At 36.6% G+C, this 20,339-nt stretch carries 19 protein-coding genes; 13 read left to right on the forward strand and 6 right to left on the reverse strand.

Annotation, left to right across the window (positions count from 1 at the left end; genetic code table 11):
* Positions 1-58: 58 nt before the first annotated feature.
* The 7 genes from F981_RS07605 to F981_RS07635 all read left to right on the forward strand — a co-directional run bounded on the left by F981_RS07605 (position 59) and on the right by F981_RS07635 (position 7,001).
* A complete protein-coding gene (locus F981_RS07605; protein ID WP_004720195.1) occupies positions 59-733 on the forward strand; it encodes an HAD family hydrolase in 675 nt (224 codons plus the stop codon).
* A gap of 100 nt (positions 734-833) precedes the next feature.
* Positions 834-1,502 carry a 2'-5' RNA ligase family protein gene (locus F981_RS07610; RefSeq protein WP_004720197.1) on the forward strand — a complete coding sequence of 223 codons (669 nt, stop codon included), beginning with the start codon at positions 834-836 and terminating at the stop codon, positions 1,500-1,502.
* Positions 1,490-2,002: a bifunctional adenosylcobinamide kinase/adenosylcobinamide-phosphate guanylyltransferase gene (gene cobU / locus F981_RS07615; RefSeq protein ID WP_004720198.1), complete on the forward strand. Its 513-nt coding sequence runs from the start codon at positions 1,490-1,492 to the stop codon at positions 2,000-2,002. Before F981_RS07610 ends, cobU begins: the two co-directional genes overlap by 13 nt.
* Positions 2,003-2,082: 80 nt before the next feature.
* Positions 2,083-3,135, forward strand: coding sequence for a nicotinate-nucleotide--dimethylbenzimidazole phosphoribosyltransferase (gene cobT, locus F981_RS07620; RefSeq protein WP_004720200.1), 1,053 nt, complete (start codon positions 2,083-2,085; stop codon positions 3,133-3,135).
* Between the two features lie 30 nt (positions 3,136-3,165).
* A complete protein-coding gene (locus F981_RS07625) occupies positions 3,166-3,777 on the forward strand; it encodes a histidine phosphatase family protein (RefSeq protein ID WP_004720201.1) in 612 nt (203 codons plus the stop codon).
* Positions 3,774-4,514, forward strand: coding sequence for an adenosylcobinamide-GDP ribazoletransferase (locus F981_RS07630; RefSeq protein ID WP_004720203.1), 741 nt, complete (start codon positions 3,774-3,776; stop codon positions 4,512-4,514). The genes F981_RS07625 and F981_RS07630 overlap by 4 nt, the downstream gene beginning before the upstream one ends.
* Before the next feature lie 420 nt (positions 4,515-4,934).
* On the forward strand, positions 4,935-7,001 hold the full coding sequence (locus tag F981_RS07635; protein ID WP_004720205.1) for an alpha/beta hydrolase: 2,067 nt from the start codon (positions 4,935-4,937) through the stop codon (positions 6,999-7,001).
* 101 nt (positions 7,002-7,102) lie between these two features.
* On the opposite strand, the gene F981_RS07640 is transcribed toward F981_RS07635, so the two are convergent.
* The 6 genes from F981_RS07640 to F981_RS07665 form a co-directional block, all read right to left on the reverse strand.
* Positions 7,103-9,190, reverse strand: a complete 2,088-nt coding sequence (locus tag F981_RS07640) for a TonB-dependent receptor plug domain-containing protein (RefSeq protein WP_004720208.1) — start codon at positions 9,188-9,190, stop codon at positions 7,103-7,105.
* A gap of 178 nt (positions 9,191-9,368) precedes the next feature.
* Entirely contained in the window at positions 9,369-9,905 is a 537-nt protein-coding gene (locus F981_RS07645; protein ID WP_004720210.1) for a DUF2058 domain-containing protein, read from the reverse strand.
* A 15-nt stretch (positions 9,906-9,920) separates the two neighbouring features.
* Positions 9,921-10,595 (reverse strand): YoaK family protein, encoded by a 675-nt coding sequence (locus F981_RS07650; protein ID WP_004720212.1) that lies wholly within the window; start codon positions 10,593-10,595, stop codon positions 9,921-9,923.
* A gap of 32 nt (positions 10,596-10,627) precedes the next feature.
* Entirely contained in the window at positions 10,628-11,824 is a 1,197-nt protein-coding gene (sstT, locus tag F981_RS07655; RefSeq protein WP_004720214.1) for a serine/threonine transporter SstT, read from the reverse strand.
* 169 nt (positions 11,825-11,993) lie between these two features.
* Positions 11,994-13,721: a SulP family inorganic anion transporter gene (locus F981_RS07660; RefSeq protein ID WP_004720217.1), complete on the reverse strand. Its 1,728-nt coding sequence runs from the start codon at positions 13,719-13,721 to the stop codon at positions 11,994-11,996.
* 126 nt (positions 13,722-13,847) lie between these two features.
* The gene (locus F981_RS07665; protein WP_004720219.1) at positions 13,848-14,159 is read right to left on the reverse strand and encodes an ArsR/SmtB family transcription factor; all 312 of its coding nucleotides are present in this window, start codon (positions 14,157-14,159) and stop codon (positions 13,848-13,850) included.
* A gap of 233 nt (positions 14,160-14,392) precedes the next feature.
* On the opposite strand from F981_RS07665, the gene F981_RS07670 reads away from it, so the two are divergent.
* The 6 genes from F981_RS07670 to F981_RS07695 all read left to right on the forward strand — a co-directional run bounded on the left by F981_RS07670 (position 14,393) and on the right by F981_RS07695 (position 20,151).
* Complete coding sequence (locus F981_RS07670; protein WP_004720220.1) at positions 14,393-14,650, forward strand: hypothetical protein; 258 nt, start codon at positions 14,393-14,395, stop codon at positions 14,648-14,650.
* A gap of 6 nt (positions 14,651-14,656) precedes the next feature.
* Entirely contained in the window at positions 14,657-15,400 is a 744-nt protein-coding gene (locus F981_RS07675; protein WP_035372284.1) for an ATPase, read from the forward strand.
* A gap of 405 nt (positions 15,401-15,805) precedes the next feature.
* Positions 15,806-16,222, forward strand: a complete 417-nt coding sequence (locus F981_RS07680) for a YeeE/YedE family protein (protein WP_004720222.1) — start codon at positions 15,806-15,808, stop codon at positions 16,220-16,222.
* Between the two features lie 2 nt (positions 16,223-16,224).
* The gene (locus F981_RS07685; protein WP_004720223.1) at positions 16,225-16,635 is read left to right on the forward strand and encodes a DUF6691 family protein; all 411 of its coding nucleotides are present in this window, start codon (positions 16,225-16,227) and stop codon (positions 16,633-16,635) included.
* A 6-nt stretch (positions 16,636-16,641) separates the two neighbouring features.
* Positions 16,642-17,508, forward strand: a complete 867-nt coding sequence (locus F981_RS07690; protein WP_004720224.1) for an MBL fold metallo-hydrolase — start codon at positions 16,642-16,644, stop codon at positions 17,506-17,508.
* 534 nt (positions 17,509-18,042) lie between these two features.
* Positions 18,043-20,151 (forward strand): sensor domain-containing protein, encoded by a 2,109-nt coding sequence (locus F981_RS07695; protein ID WP_004720225.1) that lies wholly within the window; start codon positions 18,043-18,045, stop codon positions 20,149-20,151.
* Positions 20,152-20,339: the final 188 nt, after the last annotated feature.

Here is a 20,339-nt window from a genome sequence, read left to right on the forward strand (position 1 = left end):
TATAAAATTTGAGGGAGAACTGGTTTCTCCCTTTTAATCTGTTTATAAAAGGAACACTGTGAAATTCCAGCAACATACGATTCAAGCTGCTATTTTTGATATGGACGGTACGATGCTGGACACTGAACGGCTTAGATTTGATGTGTTAAAACAAGCGTCTTTGGAAATCACTGGTGTAGAATTTAGCTTAGATTATTTGATGCAATGTTTAGGGCTTAATGCGTTAAGCTCAGAACACTTAGCACAAAAGTTTTATGGTCAAGATATCCCTTACCAGCACATTCGGCAACGTGCTGAACAAATTGAACTTGAGATGATTTTGTCGCAAGGCGTACCAGTGAAAGCTGGGCTTTTAGAAATATTAGCTTATTTGCAATCTCAAAATATCCGATTGGCTGTCGCTACATCTAGTACCCGAAAAATTGCTGAAAAATATTTAAAACTTGCAAAAATTGATCATTATTTTACCTTGTTGGTCTGTGGCGATGAGGTGATACAAGGTAAACCACACCCAGAAATTTTTAACAAAGCCTGCACCTTATTAAATCTAAATCCGCAACACAGCTTGATGATTGAAGATTCTGAAAATGGGATTATTTCGGCAGATTTGGCTGGGGGAGTAACGATTTTGATTGAGGATATTAAAGAACCAAATCAGACCATGCTGGCGAGAGCAGATTACTACTTTGAATCTATGTTGGATTTTTATCAGGCAATCATAAAATCTGACTGAATAAAATTCATTTTCAATTGAACAACACTCAGTCAATTCAAGATTTAAACATGATGATTACGTGCTTTAATAGAAGCATTAAAATTAATGTGAATTTGATGTGTTTTTAGATTCTCAAAGTTTAACAACGCCAACTGAGACACATGATTATCCCGAGTGGCACAAAGGGAGAAAACACTACGCCTTATGGTATATCGAAATTCATCATCCTGAATTATTGGCTTATTTAAGCGATTTAACAGAAAAATTCTCAAACTATTTATTGCACCCCAATACACGCCAATTTCATATCACATTGTATATTTGTGGTTTTCTAACAGAAGATAAAAAGCAATTTGATGATGATTTTATCCAAAGTAAATTTCAACAACAGCTTAAAATTTTGAGCCAAAACCAGTTAAATAGTTTTAAATTAACAACAGGAAAAATAAATAGTTTTAGCAGTGCTTTATTTATAGAAATTCAAGATCATGAAAATAGCCTAAGCAATATTCGACAATTATTATCCCATTCGAGCCAAGAAATTGCTGCTTTAGAATATTGCCCGCATATCACCTTGGGTTTGTATTCAGCAGAATTTAAAGCCCAACAAATATTTAAAGCTATTGAAAAGATTGATCAAAAAAGTTTTGAAATTAGTATTGAGCAGCTTAATTTTGGTATATATCAGGCACAAGTCTTACAGGGGCCTTTAACCGCGTTACATCAGCTTATACTCAATCCGAAAAAAACAGATGGATCTTGGGAGTCAAATTTATGTTGCAATTAATCCTAGGTGGCGCGCGTTCAGGCAAAAGTAAATTAGCTGAACAAATCGCAAAAGACTCAAATCTAGAGGTCATTTATATTGCTACCGCCCAAGCGTGGGATGATGAAATGCGACAACGTATTTCACACCATCAGACACAACGACCTGATGGATGGCGGCTGATTGAAGAACCACTTTACCTAGCAGATTGTTTAAAACAAATAGATCAAGAAAAGCAGGTGATTTTGGTGGATTGCTTAACCTTATGGATAAGTAATTTATTGATGCATGAGAACTCAAATCTGCAGTGCATCGAATGTGAAAAATTGCTGAAAATTCTACCTACATTAAAGTCTAAAATTATTTTAGTCAGCAATGAAACAGGACTAGGTGTTATACCAATGGGTGAAATAACCCGAAAATTTGTTGATGAATCAGGACGTTTACATCAACTATTAGGTCAAATTGCTGATAAAGTAGTGTTTTGCGTCGCTGGTTTTCCGATGTTATTAAAAGGATAAATATTGTGATTTTTATCATATAAACTTGAGCATTTTAACGATTAACAATGAATTTTTAAAATACGAGATGGAGAGCAACAATGAATTGGTGGTTAGAAGCATGTAAAGTGCCAAACGCAGAAACAAAACAACAGGCTGAAGAACGTCAATTACAATTGACTAAGCCAACAGGCTCGCTGTCTGTTTTGGAAAATGTCGCCGTGCAATTGGCAGCTTTGCAAAGTAATTCAAAACCGAATGTAGATAAACCTTGGATCACGATTTTTGCAGGTGATCATGGGGTAATGGCTGAAAATATTTCAGCATATCCGCAAGCTGTAACGCGCCAAATGTTGCAAAACTTTGCAACGGGTGGGGCTTGTATCAGTGTGATTGCTAAAGAATATGCTGCGACTTTACAAGTCATTGATTGCGGCACAGTGGGTGAGGTTTACCAATATCAAGGCGTTGAACGTCATAGTATCGCTCAAGGGACTGCCAATTTTGCTCAACAAGTGGCAATGACTGAACAACAATGTCAGCAAGCCATGGCGCTAGGGCGTGAGAGTGTAGAAAGAGCCATTGCACAGGGTGCTTCAATTTACATTGCTGGAGAAATGGGAATTGGAAATACCTGTTCAGCTTCTGCGATTGCATGTTTCTTATTAAATGAACCTGCTGAGCAACTGACAGGTGTAGGAACAGGGATTCGTGCTGATCAGTTGATTCATAAAAAAAATATCATCCAGCATTCACTTGAGTTACATAAAAATTATGTTGAAAATGATGCGTTTAAAGCTTTGTGTGCTGTAGGTGGCTTAGAAATTGCTGCAATGACAGGAGCTTATATTCGCTGTGCTCAACTTGGGATGCCTGTAATTGTCGATGGCTTTATTAGTTCTGTGGCGGCATTAGTCGCGGTACGACTCAATCCTGAAGTTCGACAATGGATGTTGTTCGGTCATCAGTCTGCTGAATATGGGCATCAACGCCTATTACAAGAATTGAATGCTGATCCATTATTAAAGCTTAATTTACGTTTGGGGGAAGGCAGTGGTGCGGGTGCTGCCCTTGGTGTGATCAAGTTGGCATGCAGTTTACATAACAACATGGCCACTTTTGCAGAAGCTGCGGTAATTGGCGAGAAAGTTTAAACTTATTCATAATTTAAAAAGAGCATATGCATGAAACTGAGGATTGATCTATTACGTCATGGGGAAACTACGCTGAATCATACTTTGCGTGGTTCGACTGATGATGAATTGACAGAATTGGGCTGGCAACAAATGCACCAGACCATTTCCTATGATCAATCCTCTGTGCAAACGCAATGGGATTTTATGTTTAGCTCGCCTTTAAAGCGCTGTTTCTCATTTGCACAGAAACTTTCTGAACAAGTTCAAATACCACTGATGCAAGATCACAGACTACAAGAAATTCATTTTGGTGATTGGGAAGGTATTTCAACACAGCAGATCTATGCAAAAACGCCTGAGTTATTAGAAAATTTTTGGCAATCTCCGACACACTTTACCCCGCCAAATGCTGAAAGATATTTAGATTTTCAGTATCGAATTAAGCAAGCATTACAAGCGATCAAAGAGCAGATGCTGGTTACACAAAGCCAAACAGCTTTGATTGTGACGCATGGCGGTGTGATCAAACTTTTAAAATGTATGGCGCTACAACAATCTCTTGATGATATTTTAAAAATGTCAGCAGAACTTGGGCAATTAAACCGCTTTATGTTGGACAGTGAAACCATGCAGTTAGAGTTATTGGAGGACAATAGATGACTCCATTTTTTATTGCATTGCAATTTTTAACGATTTTCCCTGTTCATTTAAAAAATATGCCTTCGCCAAAACAAAATGGTCGATCACTGCTATTTTATCCAGTGATTGGGCTTTTGATTGGTTTGGTTCTGTTTGCTGTCGCCAGTTTTTTACATGTTCTCCCCGTTGTTTTACTCAGTACCATTATTCTGGTCATCTGGATTTTACTCACGGGTGGCTTACATTTAGATGGTTTAGCGGATACTGCGGATGCTTGGGTCGGTGGCTTTGGTGATAAAGAAAATACCTTAAGAATTATGAAAGACCCAGCATGTGGACCGTTTGGTGTGCTGAGTTTAATTGTTATCTGTTTGATTAAATGGTCTGCACTGTATGTGTTATTACAGGAGCAACACTATACTGCTTTGATTCTATTTCCTATTTTAGGGCGTTTAACACCATTATTTTTATTTCTGACCACTGAATATGTCCGTGAAAAGGGCTTAGGCTGGTCTATTGCTCAATATATCCCTAAAACTTGGGCAATGATCATTTTTGGTATCAGTTTATTGGGTGCAGGTTATTTTGTCTGGGTTGGTTTAGTGACCGCGACGATTTTTATTTTGACCTTAATTTATCTTCGCTATAAGTTTATTCAACGAATCGATGGCATTACGGGTGATACCATTGGTGCCAGTATAGAAATCGCGGAAACAGTTTGTTTACTCTGTTTTATCATTTGTGGTTTTTATATTTAGGACTGTTGATCATTTGACGATTTTGCAACGGTGAGTATTTTTGGGTCGATATAAAGTACGAAATAAGAGATTTAGTCATACTAAACAATAAGAAATACTTTTTCGCAAACTAATGACGTAGCAGTAAAAAATACTTCAGTTCTTTGCCTTGTACTGTGAATAAAGCGATGCTTTATTCTTACTCATATTGTGGTTGAAATTGCTTCAAGCTGCATTATGACGTTTAAAATAATCTTAATATTTTTATTGAATTTTATTCTGAGTTTTAATTACCAACAATTCATTGCATTTCACTTTTACCGAAGTTGATGTTCATTTAAGGACACACTGTTAATAATTTCTAAATTTAGTAGCTTCTGACTTTTGGCATTTTTTTTGCTAAGTAAAAAATCGATTATTTAAGTAAAAGATGAGAATGAGATGAAAAAAAGCTCCAAATTAATACTAATATCTATTTCAAGTTTTCTTCTATTTGGCTGCGGTTCAGATAAGGATAATTATACAGGTCCTGTAGAGGGTTCAGCACAAATAGTTTCTGAAAATAAAGAGAGTTCTTCACTAGGTACCTCAACTAAGTCGGATACACCATCTGAGGCTAAGGTTAATGGTATATTTGGAGACGATAAGCGCTTTATGGCACGAGTGCCTGATGTTATAGGAGAGGCAAAATATATTTCTTCTCCCGCTATTGAATACAATTTTGGCAACTTAATCGTTAATGGAAAAGGCGATTGGCGTGATAATGGCCAGCCTCTCCAGACCAAAGCAAGTGATGTACGAATTGTGCCTTTTCATGGATGGGTTCGATATCCGCAGATAAATATAAATAACAGTACAAAAAAGTTTCCGATTATTATTTTTTTGCATGGGCAGCATTCCACGCGTGATCCAAGCTATAAAGGATATGATTATCTGGCAAAAAATTTGGCAGAGCAGGGATATGTTGTACTATCTATCGATGCCAATGATATCAATGGAACAGGTGGTGACCCATCCTCTCAGAGTCGTGGTCAGCTTGTTTTAGGTACCTTAGATAAACTGGAACAACTGGATCGTTTTGGTGGTGCAGGCTTATTAACCGAACTCAAAGGAAAGTTGGATTTTAACAGTATTGGTATAATGGGGCATTCACGTGGAGGGCAAGGAATATATCTCGCCATTAAGTTTAATACAGCTCGTTTTGGCAATGATATCACTATATTTAAGCAAGCTTTATTGAACAATCCTAATAATTTTAAAAATTTTCCAGATTTAATTGAAGAGGCAAAATCGGGCAATGAAAATAAGTTGCTTGAATTAATGCTTGCTAAAAATATTAGTTTTTCAAAAACAACAGATTCAGTAAAACCCTATAACTTTAAAGCGGCTTTTGCTTTGGCACCTACGGATTTCGAAGAAATTAAAGGAATTACCAATGTGCCCGTTGCAACACTATTGCCATCTTGTGATGGAGATGTCTCTGACCTTCAAGGCGTAAATAATTATGATAATAATCGATTCAGTATGAAATATGATACTGCGCCTAAATTTCAGGTGCTGGTACGAGGAGCAAACCATAATTTCTACAATACGACATGGTTAAATGATGATTATTCCACCCAAGAAGCTGCGTATAGTGACTCATCATATTGTAATGCAAGCCGCCCAGATTCAGTGCGTTTAAATCCAATTGATCAACGTAATATGGGGCAATTTATTATTAATAGTTTCATGCGTTACTTTGTTGGCGATGAAAATCAATTTAAATCTTACTGGAATGCTGTAGGCCAATTGCCACAATCCGCTTGTCCGAAAGGTGATGAAACATGTGATGAAAGAGCAATTGTCACAATACAGCAAAATGGCAGTAAATTAATTCAACGCTTTGAGGATGATAATGTTTTAACAACAAATTTGTTGGGCGGCTTAAATAAATTCTCTGGTTTCTTACAGAATGGCATTATTTCATGTAAATCTTATCTTGGTGGAAAGGACACAGATAAAAATCTGAAATGTTCTAATCCTTCTATTCCAGAATTCTATAAGTCGGCTTCTGCCTACAATGGTGGATTGGTTTCATCTCCTGATCAACTACAATTGTCATGGGAGAAAGCCAATCCTGTATATAGTTTGCCATTAAATAATCTCTCAACTCAGGGCTATGACAGTTTGACCTTCCGGGTTGCGTTGCCTGTAGATGTAGGTCAGGATATTAATATCGAATTGACAGATTCAAATGGTAAAACATCTACAGTGACTGCAAGTGATTATAGTGATGCTCTTTATACTATTCCAAGAAAAAAAGTGAATGGAATTCCTCTTCTGAGTGCAGAAGGCGATGAGTTTTATAAAGGTAAAACTGCTGAAGCGTTAAATATGGTCAGTATCCCACTTAAAGCTTTTCAGGGAATTGATCCCTTGTTTTTAAATAAACTGACTTTCACTTTTCCTAAATCAAGTGGAACAGTGGTAATGAATGATATTCAACTACAGAAATTAAGAAATTGATGCATATCATTGGACAATGAAATAATAAAAAGCCAATGTTAATCATTGGCTTTTTATATTTTTGCTGTTGTCTTGTCCTAAATAAAGAGTACTAATTAATATTAGAATTTTTTCTCTACACTGAACAAGAAACTTGGAATAGCATCATTGACCCGAGCTTCATATAAAGCACCATCACTTTGATTATTTAAGCGCTCTTTATAATCTGTACTCAAAATATTACGAGCACTCAGTGTTGTTGTCCAGCCTTTAGGGAAGCGTTTTGTCGCACTAATATCAACATTTACACGTTTGTTGCTTGTGCGATCATAGGGAAGATTGTCTAAAGCGCGGGTAAATTCTGGCGTGTAGCTTAGATTAATACTGCTTGCCAATTGCCAAGGCTGGTAATTGTATGAAACCCCAGTACTTGCTGTATAAGGGGCAACATCGCTGGCTAAACGTGTATTGTGGTCTGAGTCTTCGATTTTGGCGCGTACTGTCGATAATTGTCCATTCAGCATAAATGAATGACCATTATCAGTTTGTTTTAAGGCATAGCGACCAGAAACTTCGACACCATAGGTTGTTGCTTGGTCTTGGTTATACGGACGTTCAACAAAACGTGAGCCTTCTTGACGAATCACTTTTTCGATATAGTCATCAATATCTCGATGAAAAGCCGTAATATTTAAGCCACCTGCAGTAGTGTTATAGCCCAAAGTCGTTTCCAGTGCGGTGATCTTTTCAGGTCGAAGATTGGGATTACCACCACGGTCTGGGTTATTGATAGAGCCTGCATCAGCATCTGTTGAAATGGAAACAGTCGGCATGAGATTGTTACTATTTGGACTTTTAAAGGCGCGGCTAATATTGGTTTGCAAAGACCATTGATCGTTAAAGTCAAAACGGTGTGCAAGTACAGGGCTTAGGTTTTGATCACTATATTCAACCAAGCCTGAACGTTCTAACCATTCCTGACGTGCACCCAAGGTAAGCGTTTGACGTTTTGAAAACTTCCAACTGCCTTCCAAATAAAGTGCATAACGTTGCTCGTCTAATGTGTCAGCAATATTGCTTTCTAGCGCATTGGCACGCGCATCAAGTCCAAATTTTACTTGTTTGCTTTCATCAAACTTGCGTACCCCATCATAAGCTAAGCCGTATTCATTCACAGTTTCATCAATATAAGAACTGTATTGATTGGAACGAGTGGATTCAGTTTCATTTTGTTTTTCAATAGATAAGCGGACTTTGTCTGAGTCTCCTTTATCTTTACGCTCATAACGGGTATTTAAACGAACACTGTCATTCTTATCATTTTGAACTTGATTACTGCTAGAGCCATCACTTTCATTCTTACGATAAAAAATTTCTGAAACCAGTTTTTGTTGATCATCAATTTGATATTCAATACGTGGTGCAAACATGGTATTTGTACGATTGGTAGTGCGTATTTGTTGGCGTGTACCATTTATATTTTCAATTTCTGTGCTTGATTTACTGTCATTCCACATTTGATTGGCTGAAACACTATAAATCCATGCACCATCACGCCCATCAGCTTGTACACTGATATTTTTACGTTGTTCTTCTTTTTGATCCGATTGGGTGATGCCATATCCTAATTTAACATTACCACTGATTCGAGCATCGTCTAAGGGTTCTTTTAAAATGATATTGATCACTGCAGAAGATGCAACTGAGGCTTGAGCTACACTAGGTTGTTTGGTGATTTCAATTCGTTCAATCATTTCAGGCGTAATCGAGTCAACAATAGACATACCACCACGTGGTCCACCTTGTACAGCTTCACCATTAATCAAAAATACTGGTGCGCCACCACCACGAAAACGCATGCTGCCAGAACCGCTTGATCCACGTGGTCCTTGTCCTGGTGTCGGCATTTGGAAGCCTGCTGCACGCCTTAAAGCATCATTGACCGATTGATCGCCGAATTGCAGCATTTCTTCACGTGTCACAATGGTTTTAGCGACCGCACTGATATCAGGATCTTTAGTAGGTGTTTGTTCAGCGGCAAAAACCAAGGTTTTTAATTGTTTTGGTGATTCATTTTCTTTAAGTTGAGTCGCTTCAGTGGTTTTATTTGTAGCTGTCGTTTCATCATTTGCAAGGCTTGCAGAGGTGATGGCGAATATAGCAAGGCTTAAAGTACTCAATGTACCCCAGTAAAGTTTTGTACGGTGCATGTTGCATCGTTCCATTTATGTAATTTCGCGTAAGATTAGCGCACAATTATGTAGAAATTTTGAGGAAAAGGGCATGGATAAAAAAAAATTAATGCTGAATTTATTTTATTTAAATTAAAAAAAAAGCCTAATGATTGAAGCATTAGGCTGATGAAATTTCTAAAAATATAATAGGGGATTACCACATCAAGTCATCTGGAATAACATAAGCAGCATAAGGATCTTCTTCATCTGTCACTTGTTCATTCTTCTCAGAATTATTGACAATAATAAATCCAGTCATTTTTTCATTGATACGTTCACCCAAAGCTTTAGGCAAAATTGCATAGGCATCATTATTGTCATGTGCGATCACCAAACTGCCTGAAACTAGGGCATTATAAACTTGCTGATTGATATAGATTTTCTTAACCGAACCATCAATAAACTGATAGACCGCATCGCCATCTGTATCTTTGATTTTATGTTGACCAATCATTTGGATAATTGAAGCTTTTAAGGCTTTTTCATCTAAAATGCGTTGTTTCTCTTGATTCAGCGCTTGGTCTTTACTGATTTTCTCTTGTTTGTCTTGTTCAATTTTAGCTTTAAGCTCAGCTTCATTACTCTGACCTGTACGTTGCTCATGCTGTGCCTGCTTTGACAATTTCTTTGCTTTTTTATTATCCACTAAGCCAGCTTTGAGTAACTGTGCTTGCAATGCGTTTTTGACCATAACAATAACCAACCATTAAATGTGTTTCGAACCATGCCGAAAATAAATAAACCAATACGTTAAGCTGAGTATTAAACTTAATCCAGCAGGGATAAGGAATGAATTTAATTGTAAATAAGGATACACGATACTGGCAATCAGCCCACCCAGAATAAATCCGCAAAGAATCAAAAAATGCAATGTGACACGGCGCTTTTCAATACCGAGTCCCCGAAAAAGATAGCCTAAAGCCAAACCAAGATCGGTTAAAACCCCTGAAAGATGTGTAGTGCGGATAATTGTGCCTTTATAGTGGCTGACCATGGCATTTTGCATTCCCATTGCGGTACTTGCCCAGAGTAAAGCATATTTTGGATAATAAGGAATAAATAACCAGCAAAGCAAAATAAACACACTCACAAGGCTGAGTGGAACACCATATCTACGACCCAGTTTAAAATTGCTATTGCCTAAAATAAAGCCACTATAACTTGATCCAATCACATAGCTGAGCATGACCAAGAAAAGGTAAAGTACATGATCATATTGTTGATGAATCAATGCTTGCGCAAATAAACTGGCATTGCCCGTCATATGAGAGATGGATTGATGAAGGACGGTAATCAAACCAAGCACATTAATTATGCCTGCATTGACTGCAAGCATAAACGCACCTAGTTGAATCCAAACGGGCAAATACTGTAGAGGCATAATTCCTTCTTTTTATTCATATACCTTGTATATTACTTTTTAGAAAGATCAACTGCTGCTGTAAATAAGACATCAGTCGAGGAATTCAATGCTGTTTCTGTTGAGTCTTGAAGCACACTAATCACCATACCAATTGCAATCACTTGCATTGAGATTTCTGAAGGAATACCAAATAAACCACAAGCCACAGGAATTAACAACAAAGAACCACCAGCAACACCAGACGCACCACAAGCTGTTACCACAGAAACCACAGATAAGATCACCATAGTGACGATATCAACTTGAATACCAAGTGTATGCACAGCAGCAAGGGTAAGCACGGTAATTGTTACCGCTGCACCTGCCATGTTAATTGTTGCACCTAATGGGATCGCAACGTTAGCAGTGGTATCATTTACCCCTAAGCGTTTTGCCAAGTCAAGGTTTACCGGAATATTTGCTGCAGAACTACGGGTAAAGAATGCAGTGATTCCACTTTCTCTTAAGCATTTTAAAACCAAAGGATATGGGTTTTTACGCATCACAAAACCAACAATCAATGGATTGATGACGAGAGCTACAAAAAGCATAGTACCAATAAGTACAGCAATTAACTGGGCGTAGTTTTTTAAGGTTTCTAAACCTGCTTGTGCAAATGTAGCAACAACTAAGCCAAAGATTCCTACAGGAGCAAATGCAATCACTACACGAATGATGGCATTAATTGCATCCGCAACATCTGTAATCACTTGTTGAGTGGTTTCTGAACCGTGACGAAGTGCTGCACCTAAGCCTACAGCCCAAGCTAAAATGCCAATGAAATTTGCTTCATGCAAAGCTGTTATTGGATTGCTAATAAAGCTGAGGAGTAGGTTTTTTAATACTTCTGCTACGCTACCCGGTGGCTGTAAAGTCACTTCGCTTGCATGTGCAAAAACCAAAGTACTTGGAAACATTGTGCTTATTGTAATGGCACTAATCGCAGCCAGTAACATTCCAATTGCATATAATCCAAGAATTGGTTTTAAGTTACTCGCACCTTCGCCGACTTTAAAGTTAGCGATAGAAGAGAGAACCAAGACAAATACAAGAATTGGTGCAATGGATTTTAATGCTTTAATAAAAAGCTCGCCTAAAATAATGAAATATTGGGCTGAATTGGGGAATAGATACGCAACTATAAAACCAAGAATAATGGCAATAAGAATACGAGTAACTAAACTTAAACGTGCTAGGACAGCAAACATGTTGAACCTTTATGCCTAAACTGGTCTAAAATCGATGAACAAGCCGCGTATTCTATACCTAAAAGCGAAAACTTAAATAATACAATTTCGCCATAAAAATTAAGATATTAAAAAATATATAGCTTTTTCAGCAATCATAATAAAAAATGTTGATAATTTAAACGATTATTTAACTAAAAGTTTGGGCATCCAATTGATGCATGGCTTGGTAATGCGTTAAATAAATATTTCCACTGAGCTGCCGAATTAAATTGGACTGTTTTAAACGATCCATGACTGGACCTTTGACTTCCGTGAGATGCATTTGAATTTTTAATTTATTTAAATCGCTGTTGATTTCTTCCAAAGTTTCTAAAGCACTTGCATCTATATTACTAATACTTGAGCAATTGATCACTACATGATGTAGCTCTGGATGTTTGCTGACTTCTAAAATGATAAATTCTTTTAAAGTATTGGCATTTAAAAAACTTAGATTTTCATCAATACGAATAGACACAATATTGGTACTGGTCAAAACATCATGTCTTGAAATATTACGAAAATGTTGAGTGCCTTCAACTAAGCCAATGACGGCAATATGCGGACGGCTAATACGCCATAACAGCAATAAAAATGTAGAAACAATACCAATAATCAAACCTGTTGAAATATCGATACACAACACCCCAAAGAATGTAACCCACATCGCAATCCCATCCGCTTTGGAATAACGCCATGTTTCGATGAAGGGTTTAAAATCAACCAATTTCCAAATTGAGACCATAATGGTGACAGCGAGAATCGCCAAAGGAAGCTCTTTAAATAAACCAGTAAAATATAAACTCACAATCACGATAAAAATTGAAGATAAAACACCAGCCATAGGCGTTTTTGCGCCTGCATCTGCATTAACCACTGTACGTGATAAACTGCCAGTCACAGGAAATGCTGACGTGACACCTGCGCTAAAGTTGGCTAAACCCAGTGCAATCAGCTCTTGATTACTATTAAGCTCACTACGTTGCTGAAACGCTGTGGTCTGTGCAATAGAAATAGATTCGACAAAACTCACCATGGTAATCATGGCTGCACCGGGTAAAAGTTGGATCACCAAATCCCAACGCCAGTAAGGCATGGCAATTGGTGGAAATCCCGAAGGAATCTCGCCTACGGTTTTGATACCAAATTGGTCTATATGCAGGAAATGTATTAACCCAATCGAAATAAACACAAGAACCAAGGGCAGTGCTTTCACCCAGAATTGAAGAGAATGTGCAAAAGATTGGCATAACTTAGATTTAAAAAAAACTGGGATGTAAATCAAAAACAGAATGGCACAGACACCAAAAATCAAAGTCTCAATACTGGTAAAGCTAATGTATAGCCATAGGCTTTGAATAAACTCGATAATATTGCCAGATTTTAAGGGTACATCGAGCATAAATTTAACTTGGCTGAGTGCAATCAATACTGCGGATGCGATGATAAAACTTTTAATCACAGGATGGCTGATTAAACGGATTAAAAAGCCAAATCTAAAAATTCCCAGTAAGCTTGAAAGTATGCCGACAAGAAGTGCCAATAAACATGCTGCTTGAATATATACAGGTGAACCCACCTCATAGAGAGGCTCAAGTGTAGCAAAGGTCATCATGGAAATCAGCGCAACAGGACCAATAGAAAGCGTTGGACTGCCACCAATAATGGCATAGATGATCATGGGTAAAATACTGGCATATAAGCCTGTCACTGGAGGTAACCCAGCAACCATGGCATAAGCCATACCTTGTGGTACAAGCATTGCAATGACGATTAAAGCAGCAAGTAGATCAGCCCTAAATTTAGGGACATTATAGTCTTGCAGCCATTGCCATGCAGGGAGTATTTTACTGAGTTGAACTTTAGGAGCAGCCATTGGAACTTCATTAGCATATTTTCATATATATTATGCAGAAAAAATGCTAAGAAAAATAGCGACAGCTAACTTATATAATGAATTGTTTGTTTTTATTTTAAATTTATCTAGATGCTAAGATGTGTATTAAACCTGCGGGCAATACAAATCATATAAGGTTGTTAATACCACCGTCAGTTTTTGATCTTTAATAGAATAATAAATTTGCTTCCCATCACGACGTGTTGAAACAACATCACTTTTACGTAACATCATCAATTGTTGAGAAAGCGTTGGTTGATTAATCTGAGTTTTTTCTTCTATTTGCGAAACATTTAACTCTTCTTGAGCAAGATGGCATAAAATTAGTAAGCGATCTGTATTGGCTAAAGATTTTAAAATAGTCACGACTGATGCAGCTGATTCACGCATTACATCAATTTCAAGATCACTAGACATCTGTAGATTCCATCCATTATTTAGCACAGTATAACTGTGTCAGGGCTTGTCGTATGGCTTTTAGCATATGTTTTTTGATGAATTTCTAAATCAATTTTGTGAATATATCTTCACATTCTATTTTAACTTTCTACAGAAATAGATTTCCTCTGCTTACAGTTGAATAAATAGACAAAAATAAGTGATATGTTAAGATGTAACTACAGCTAAAAATCAAGCTGAGGATATTTGACATGACGACATTTACAGCAATGAAGACGACATTACGTGAGGAAGCAACAATTCCAGTGCTTGCTATAAATGCGTTTAGTGCGGCATTTAATCATGCAAGTCAGTCAAACGCTACAATCACTTATGTAAAAGATCAACAGCTGGTACAACAACGCAATGGTGTGATCAAAGTTGTTGAAGATTTATCTTCTGCCTATGTGGTTCCCAAGCTTAAACACAGTGTGTTAAAACGTAAAAAGAAACAAGAGGTGATGGCATAACTTTATATGCGACAGCCGAGAATAAGAATGTTTGCTGGTCCAAATGGATCAGGTAAAAGCACAATTAAAGACTATTTAGCGCCCCATCAGATTGGGGCATATTTAAATGCAGATGAGCTTGAGAAACAATTATCTGCGACTCAAAGTTTGTGCTTAGATGATTATCATCATGATTTATCAAACGTTGCGCTACTCAAATTTTTAAAACAAAAAAAGCGTAAAAAGAATGAGCAAGTTGTTCCGCTATTATCGTTAAAACCACAAATTGTGGATGGACTCATTGTATTTGACCGGGATGAAATCGACTCCTACCTTTGCGCACGCATTATCGATTTTATTCGGATGGAATTTTTAAGGTTAAAAATAAGTTTCACTTTTGAAACTGTTATGTCGCATATCAGCAAAGTTAAGTTTCTACGTGAAGCACAGAAACAAGGCTTTAAAACGTATCTGTACTATGTGGCAACTGTTGACCCAAAAATTAATATTGGACGTGTGCAATATCGGGTCGCTACAGGTGGCCATGCTGTACCTGTGCAGAAAATCTGTGAGCGCTATTATCGCAGTTTAGATTTATTGATGTTGGCAATTGAAGCCTCAGATCGTGCATATATTTTTGATAATTCAAGTCACGGTGAAAAAGCAGCTTTTATTGCAGAGATCGAAAAGGCTGAAGTGCTAAAACTAAATCCTGTTGTAGAGTATTTCCCTAAATGGTTTGTAGACAAAGTATTGAGTGAATTTAATTAATCTGATGATTAGATCTGTTTTATAAAGCAAAAAAAGATCATGTTGAGTGAAACATATTGGTATTGAAAGTTCCTTCTTACTTTGGAATAAGGCTAGCATGAAGGGGATTTTATGTTGATTTATCGTTTTAAAAAGGACTGATGAAAGAAGTCTATTGGCAAAATATTAAAAATTAAAATAAATTATAAGTTTTTGATTATTATTCATAAATATGATTAAAGCCATTCAGTGATTTAAATCAAAACTAAAAAATAAGCTGTGCAATTCTCTAGCAAAGCATATAGGGATTATATTTGCAGTTATGCCTTTGATTTGCATATTTCTATATATCATTATCTGAAGATGAGGTTGATTAATTTAAATAAGTATATATTATAAAAACATATATTGTATGGATTTAAAGCAATGCATGATTTTATATTGGCCTTTTTGGGTGGAGTCCTACTTGGTCTGGCTGTAGTTGGCTACTTATTTGTAAATGGTCGTGTTGCTGGGATAAGTGGTCTAATTGCACAAGTCCTCAATCCACACAGAATTTTTAAAACACCTGCTTTGTGGTTTTTATTGGGGTTATTCAGCACACCATTTATCTATGGACAGATTTTTAATCCTGAAATTGTGATGCTAACGACAAGCCCAATTTTACTTGTCAGCGCAGGTCTATTGGTAGGCTTTGGCACACGATTAGGATCAGGCTGCACCAGTGGTCATGGAATTTGTGGGATAAGTCGTTTGTCTAAACGCTCAATTGTCGCAACCTGTACCTTTATGCTGGCTGGATTTATCACTGTGTATGTGATGCGCCATGTGATTGGAGCTTAATCATGAAAAATATCTTTGCATTTATCTTTGGCGGGCTATTTTCTGTAGGTTTAATGCTTTCAGGTATGTCGAATCCAGCAAAAGTCATCGGTTTCTTAGATATATTCGGCCGGTGGGATCCAAGTCTAGCTTTTGTGATGATTGGTGCAATAGTCGTTGCATTTATTCCTTTTCAAAAAGCGATACGCAATCCTGTGACTGTGTTTAATGAAGTGATCGAATTACCAAAAAATACCCAACTCGATACAAAGTTAGTTGCAGGCGCTTTCATTTTTGGTATAGGTTGGGGAATTGCTGGAATCTGTCCAGCACCAGCATTTACATTGATTGGTTTAGGTCATTATCAAGCCTTATATTTTATTGTTGCCATGCTGTTTGGCATATTGATTCATCGCAAAGTGACAGGAGCATAATTGTTTATGAATCCATTTGTACAAGATTTTTTTGATGAAGCCAGTAATAGCTTTAGTTATGTGGTGGTTGATCCTGCTACTCAATATTGTGCCATTATTGACAGTGTATTGGATTATGATGCGGCATCTGCAACAACATCGACAACACATGCAGACCATATTATTGAGTATATTCAAAAACATCATCTTACAGTGCAGTGGATTCTTGAAACACATGTACATGCTGATCATTTAACAGCATCGCAATATTTAAAAGCACAGTTAGGTGGTCAAATCGCCATGAGTGAAAAAATTGTGACTGTTCAAGATACTTTTAGTCAAATTTATAATATTGATTATGAGGCTTTAAAAGCACAGCATTCCTTTGATTATTTATTTAAAGATCATGAAATTTTTAAAATTGGCGAGTTAGAGGCATATAATCTCCCTACACCTGGTCATACTCCAGCTTGTTTGACCTATGTGATTGGTGATGCAGCCTTTGTTGGTGATACTTTGTTTATGCCTGATTATGGCACAGCGCGTTGTGATTTTCCAAAGGGTAGTGCGGCACAACTTTATGATTCTGTAATGAAAATTTTTAACTTACCCGAGCATACTCGGTTGTATTTATGCCATGATTACTTGTCAGAATCACGCCAAGATTTTCATTGTCAAACAGACATCAATACCCAACGTGAAGAAAACATCCACATCCATACAGGAGTGACTAAACAAGCCTTTATTGCTATGCGAGAACAACGTGATGCTACATTGTCTATGCCAAAACTAATCCTTCCAGCCATTCAAATCAATATGAATGCTGGTAAATTTCCTGAGCCTGAAATGAATGGTGTTCGTTATTTAAAATTACCTTTAAATTATTTTAGGTAAATTGCTTAAATTAAAATATATTTATTAAATGATAATGATTTGAATTTTTATTCAATAATTTTTAGATTTAATAATCTTGATTGTTTATTTAGTTTTTTAAAATAATTTTCTTTAATATGCTTGAAAATTACGCAATGATTGATTTTTTTATGAATATTGTTAAGATTATTATAAATAAGTGCAGAACTCGATGAGGGAATTGAGTTTCTCTAAAAAAACCAAAAGAGGGAGCAGGGTTGCTGATATTACAAAAGATAAAATTTATTTATCAAGTTGATATTTAAGGATAATTTAAACAAACATAGGTTTGTCATAAATTTGAAACATACTTGAGAACTTAAAAGAATAGATTTTATAAACGTTATTGTATACAATTTAAACTTACTGGTTAAAGTGTGACTTATATCACATAGTTTTTTTAAAAAAATAACGACTCGACACTTGGGTTAAACAAGAATCTGTGGTTATTTAAAATACATATAAGTTTGAACGATGGTTTATCTTAATTTTTGTGTTGATAGATAGGATTAATTTATGGCAGGCATTTATTTACCTTTGCATTCGAGTTTGAATCAGGTGGGTTCATTTCCAAAGCCTATAACTTCTCGATCTGCACAAATTTTGAATGAAGTCAAAGAAGCTTTAGATCTAATACCACACCTTATTTGGGTGACAAAATTGGGGATTGGCTATTGTAATACCCCATTAAAAGAATTTATTGGTGTAGATACACATAATATTTGCGATTCCGATTGGATTAAATGCTTACATCCTGATGATGCAGAACATATCTATAATATTTGGATAACCGCGCAAAAAACTGGTCAAAGTTTTGAAAAAGAATGTCGTATTCGCCATGTGAACGGCGATTATCAATGGTTTTTACTGATTGCTCAAAGTACGGTTTATAAACAACAGTTTTATGATTGGACCATAACCTGTACCAATATCCATGATCGTGCAACGTTATTACGCGAAACCAGCGAGTCGTTAAAAGCCAATACAGACATGCTTGATGTAAGTGTCGACTGTATCAAAATTATTACACCAGATGGTTATGTGTCACATATGAATAAATCTGGCTGTATTGCACTGCTTGGACAAGAAAAAGTAAAAACTTTTGGTATGGAATGGCTCGGACTATTGCCACCAGAAGTTCGTGAGCAGGGTAAAAAAGCCATTAAAGAAGCGGCAAAAGGGAAAAATGCTAGATTTGCAGGTAAAAGTGTCTTTGGCAATCTAACCATGTATTGGGACAATATCTTAACCCCAGTTGTCAATGAAAATGGTCAAACCACCAGTATTTTATGTGTTTCACGAGATATAACCAAACAACGTATTGCCGAAGAAAAACTCAGAGTGATCTGTGAATTTGATGAAATGACGAGTTTGATGAATCGTCGTGCATTTAAAAGAAGATTAAAGGCATCAATCTCTAAAGCCAGAGAGAACCGAAGCAAAATTGGATTATTACTGATTGACTTAGATCATTTTAAGCATATCAATGACACATTAGGTCATTCTGCTGGTGATCATTTGCTTAAGGTCTTGTCTAAACGTCTCGCGCATTGTTTAGATGAGAATGCCTATATCTCAAGACTTGGTGGTGATGAGTTTGCAGTGGTGATTGACCATGTTGAAAGTCATGAACAGATCGAGGCTGTTTCCAAAAAATTATTACAACAACTTGATGCGCCTATTACTTATAGCGGTAAATTGTTGAATGGTGGCATGAGTATCGGTGGTTCAATTTATCCGCATGATGCCAAAGATGGTTCAGGATTGTTGAAATGTGCAGATGCTGCTTTAAATGACCTTAAAGAACGGGGTCGTGGCGGTATTCGTATGTTTGGTGTAGACATGTTTGAAATTGCCCAAAGTAAAGCCAAACAATTAAATACAGCACGTCAAATTATCCGTAACAATCAAGTTGAACCATTTTACCAACCTAAAGTGAAACTGGATGATTGCTCAATTATTGGTTTTGAAGCATTACTCAGATGGCGTGATGTAGAGGGCAATGTTTATTTACCCGCAACAGTTGCTGAAGCATTTAATGATTTTGAGTTAGCGACCAAAATCAGCGAAACCATGCACGATAAAATATTTACAGATATTTCTCATTGGATCAAGCAAGGTTTTAACGTTGTACCGATTTCAATCAACGCTTCACCTGTAGAGTTTATGCGGGATAATTATGCGGAAATTTTATTAAAGCGCTTAACCCAGTATGCCATTCCACATCATCTTGTTGAAGTCGAGATTACTGAACATGTCTTGGCTGATCGTGGCTATGAATATGTTATCCGTGCATTGAAAAAACTTAAACAAGAAGGTGTCCGAATTGCCTTAGATGATTTTGGAACAGGGCATTCGTCGATGACGCATATTCGTGATTACCCTGTAGATAGTTTAAAAATTGACTATAACTTTGTAAATCGTATGCATGAAGAAAAGTCAATTAAAGCGATCGTGGAAGGTATTGCAAAATTAGGCCCAATTCTCTCTTTAGATATTATTGCAGAAGGGATTGAAACGATTCAGCAGCTGGAAAATTTAAGAGCCGTGGGCTGTAAATTTGGTCAAGGTTTCTTATTTAGCCAAGCAATTTGTGCAGAACAAGTACAAGAAATGTTGCAGTAAGGGGCTTTGGATTAACCACAATGATTGGCTTAAATTGTACCTTAACTCAATCATTTGTATTCCATACATAAAATATAGAAAAACTTTAAAAAAGGGCTTGAAAAGTCTACAGACTACAGGTATTGTAAATTCAATATAGATTTTTATGAACGACATAAAGATGAAAAAGCAACCTGTAATCGCTACTT

This window comes from Acinetobacter guillouiae CIP 63.46 (genome assembly GCF_000368145.1).
GTDB classification, from domain to species: Bacteria; Pseudomonadota; Gammaproteobacteria; order Pseudomonadales; family Moraxellaceae; genus Acinetobacter; species Acinetobacter guillouiae.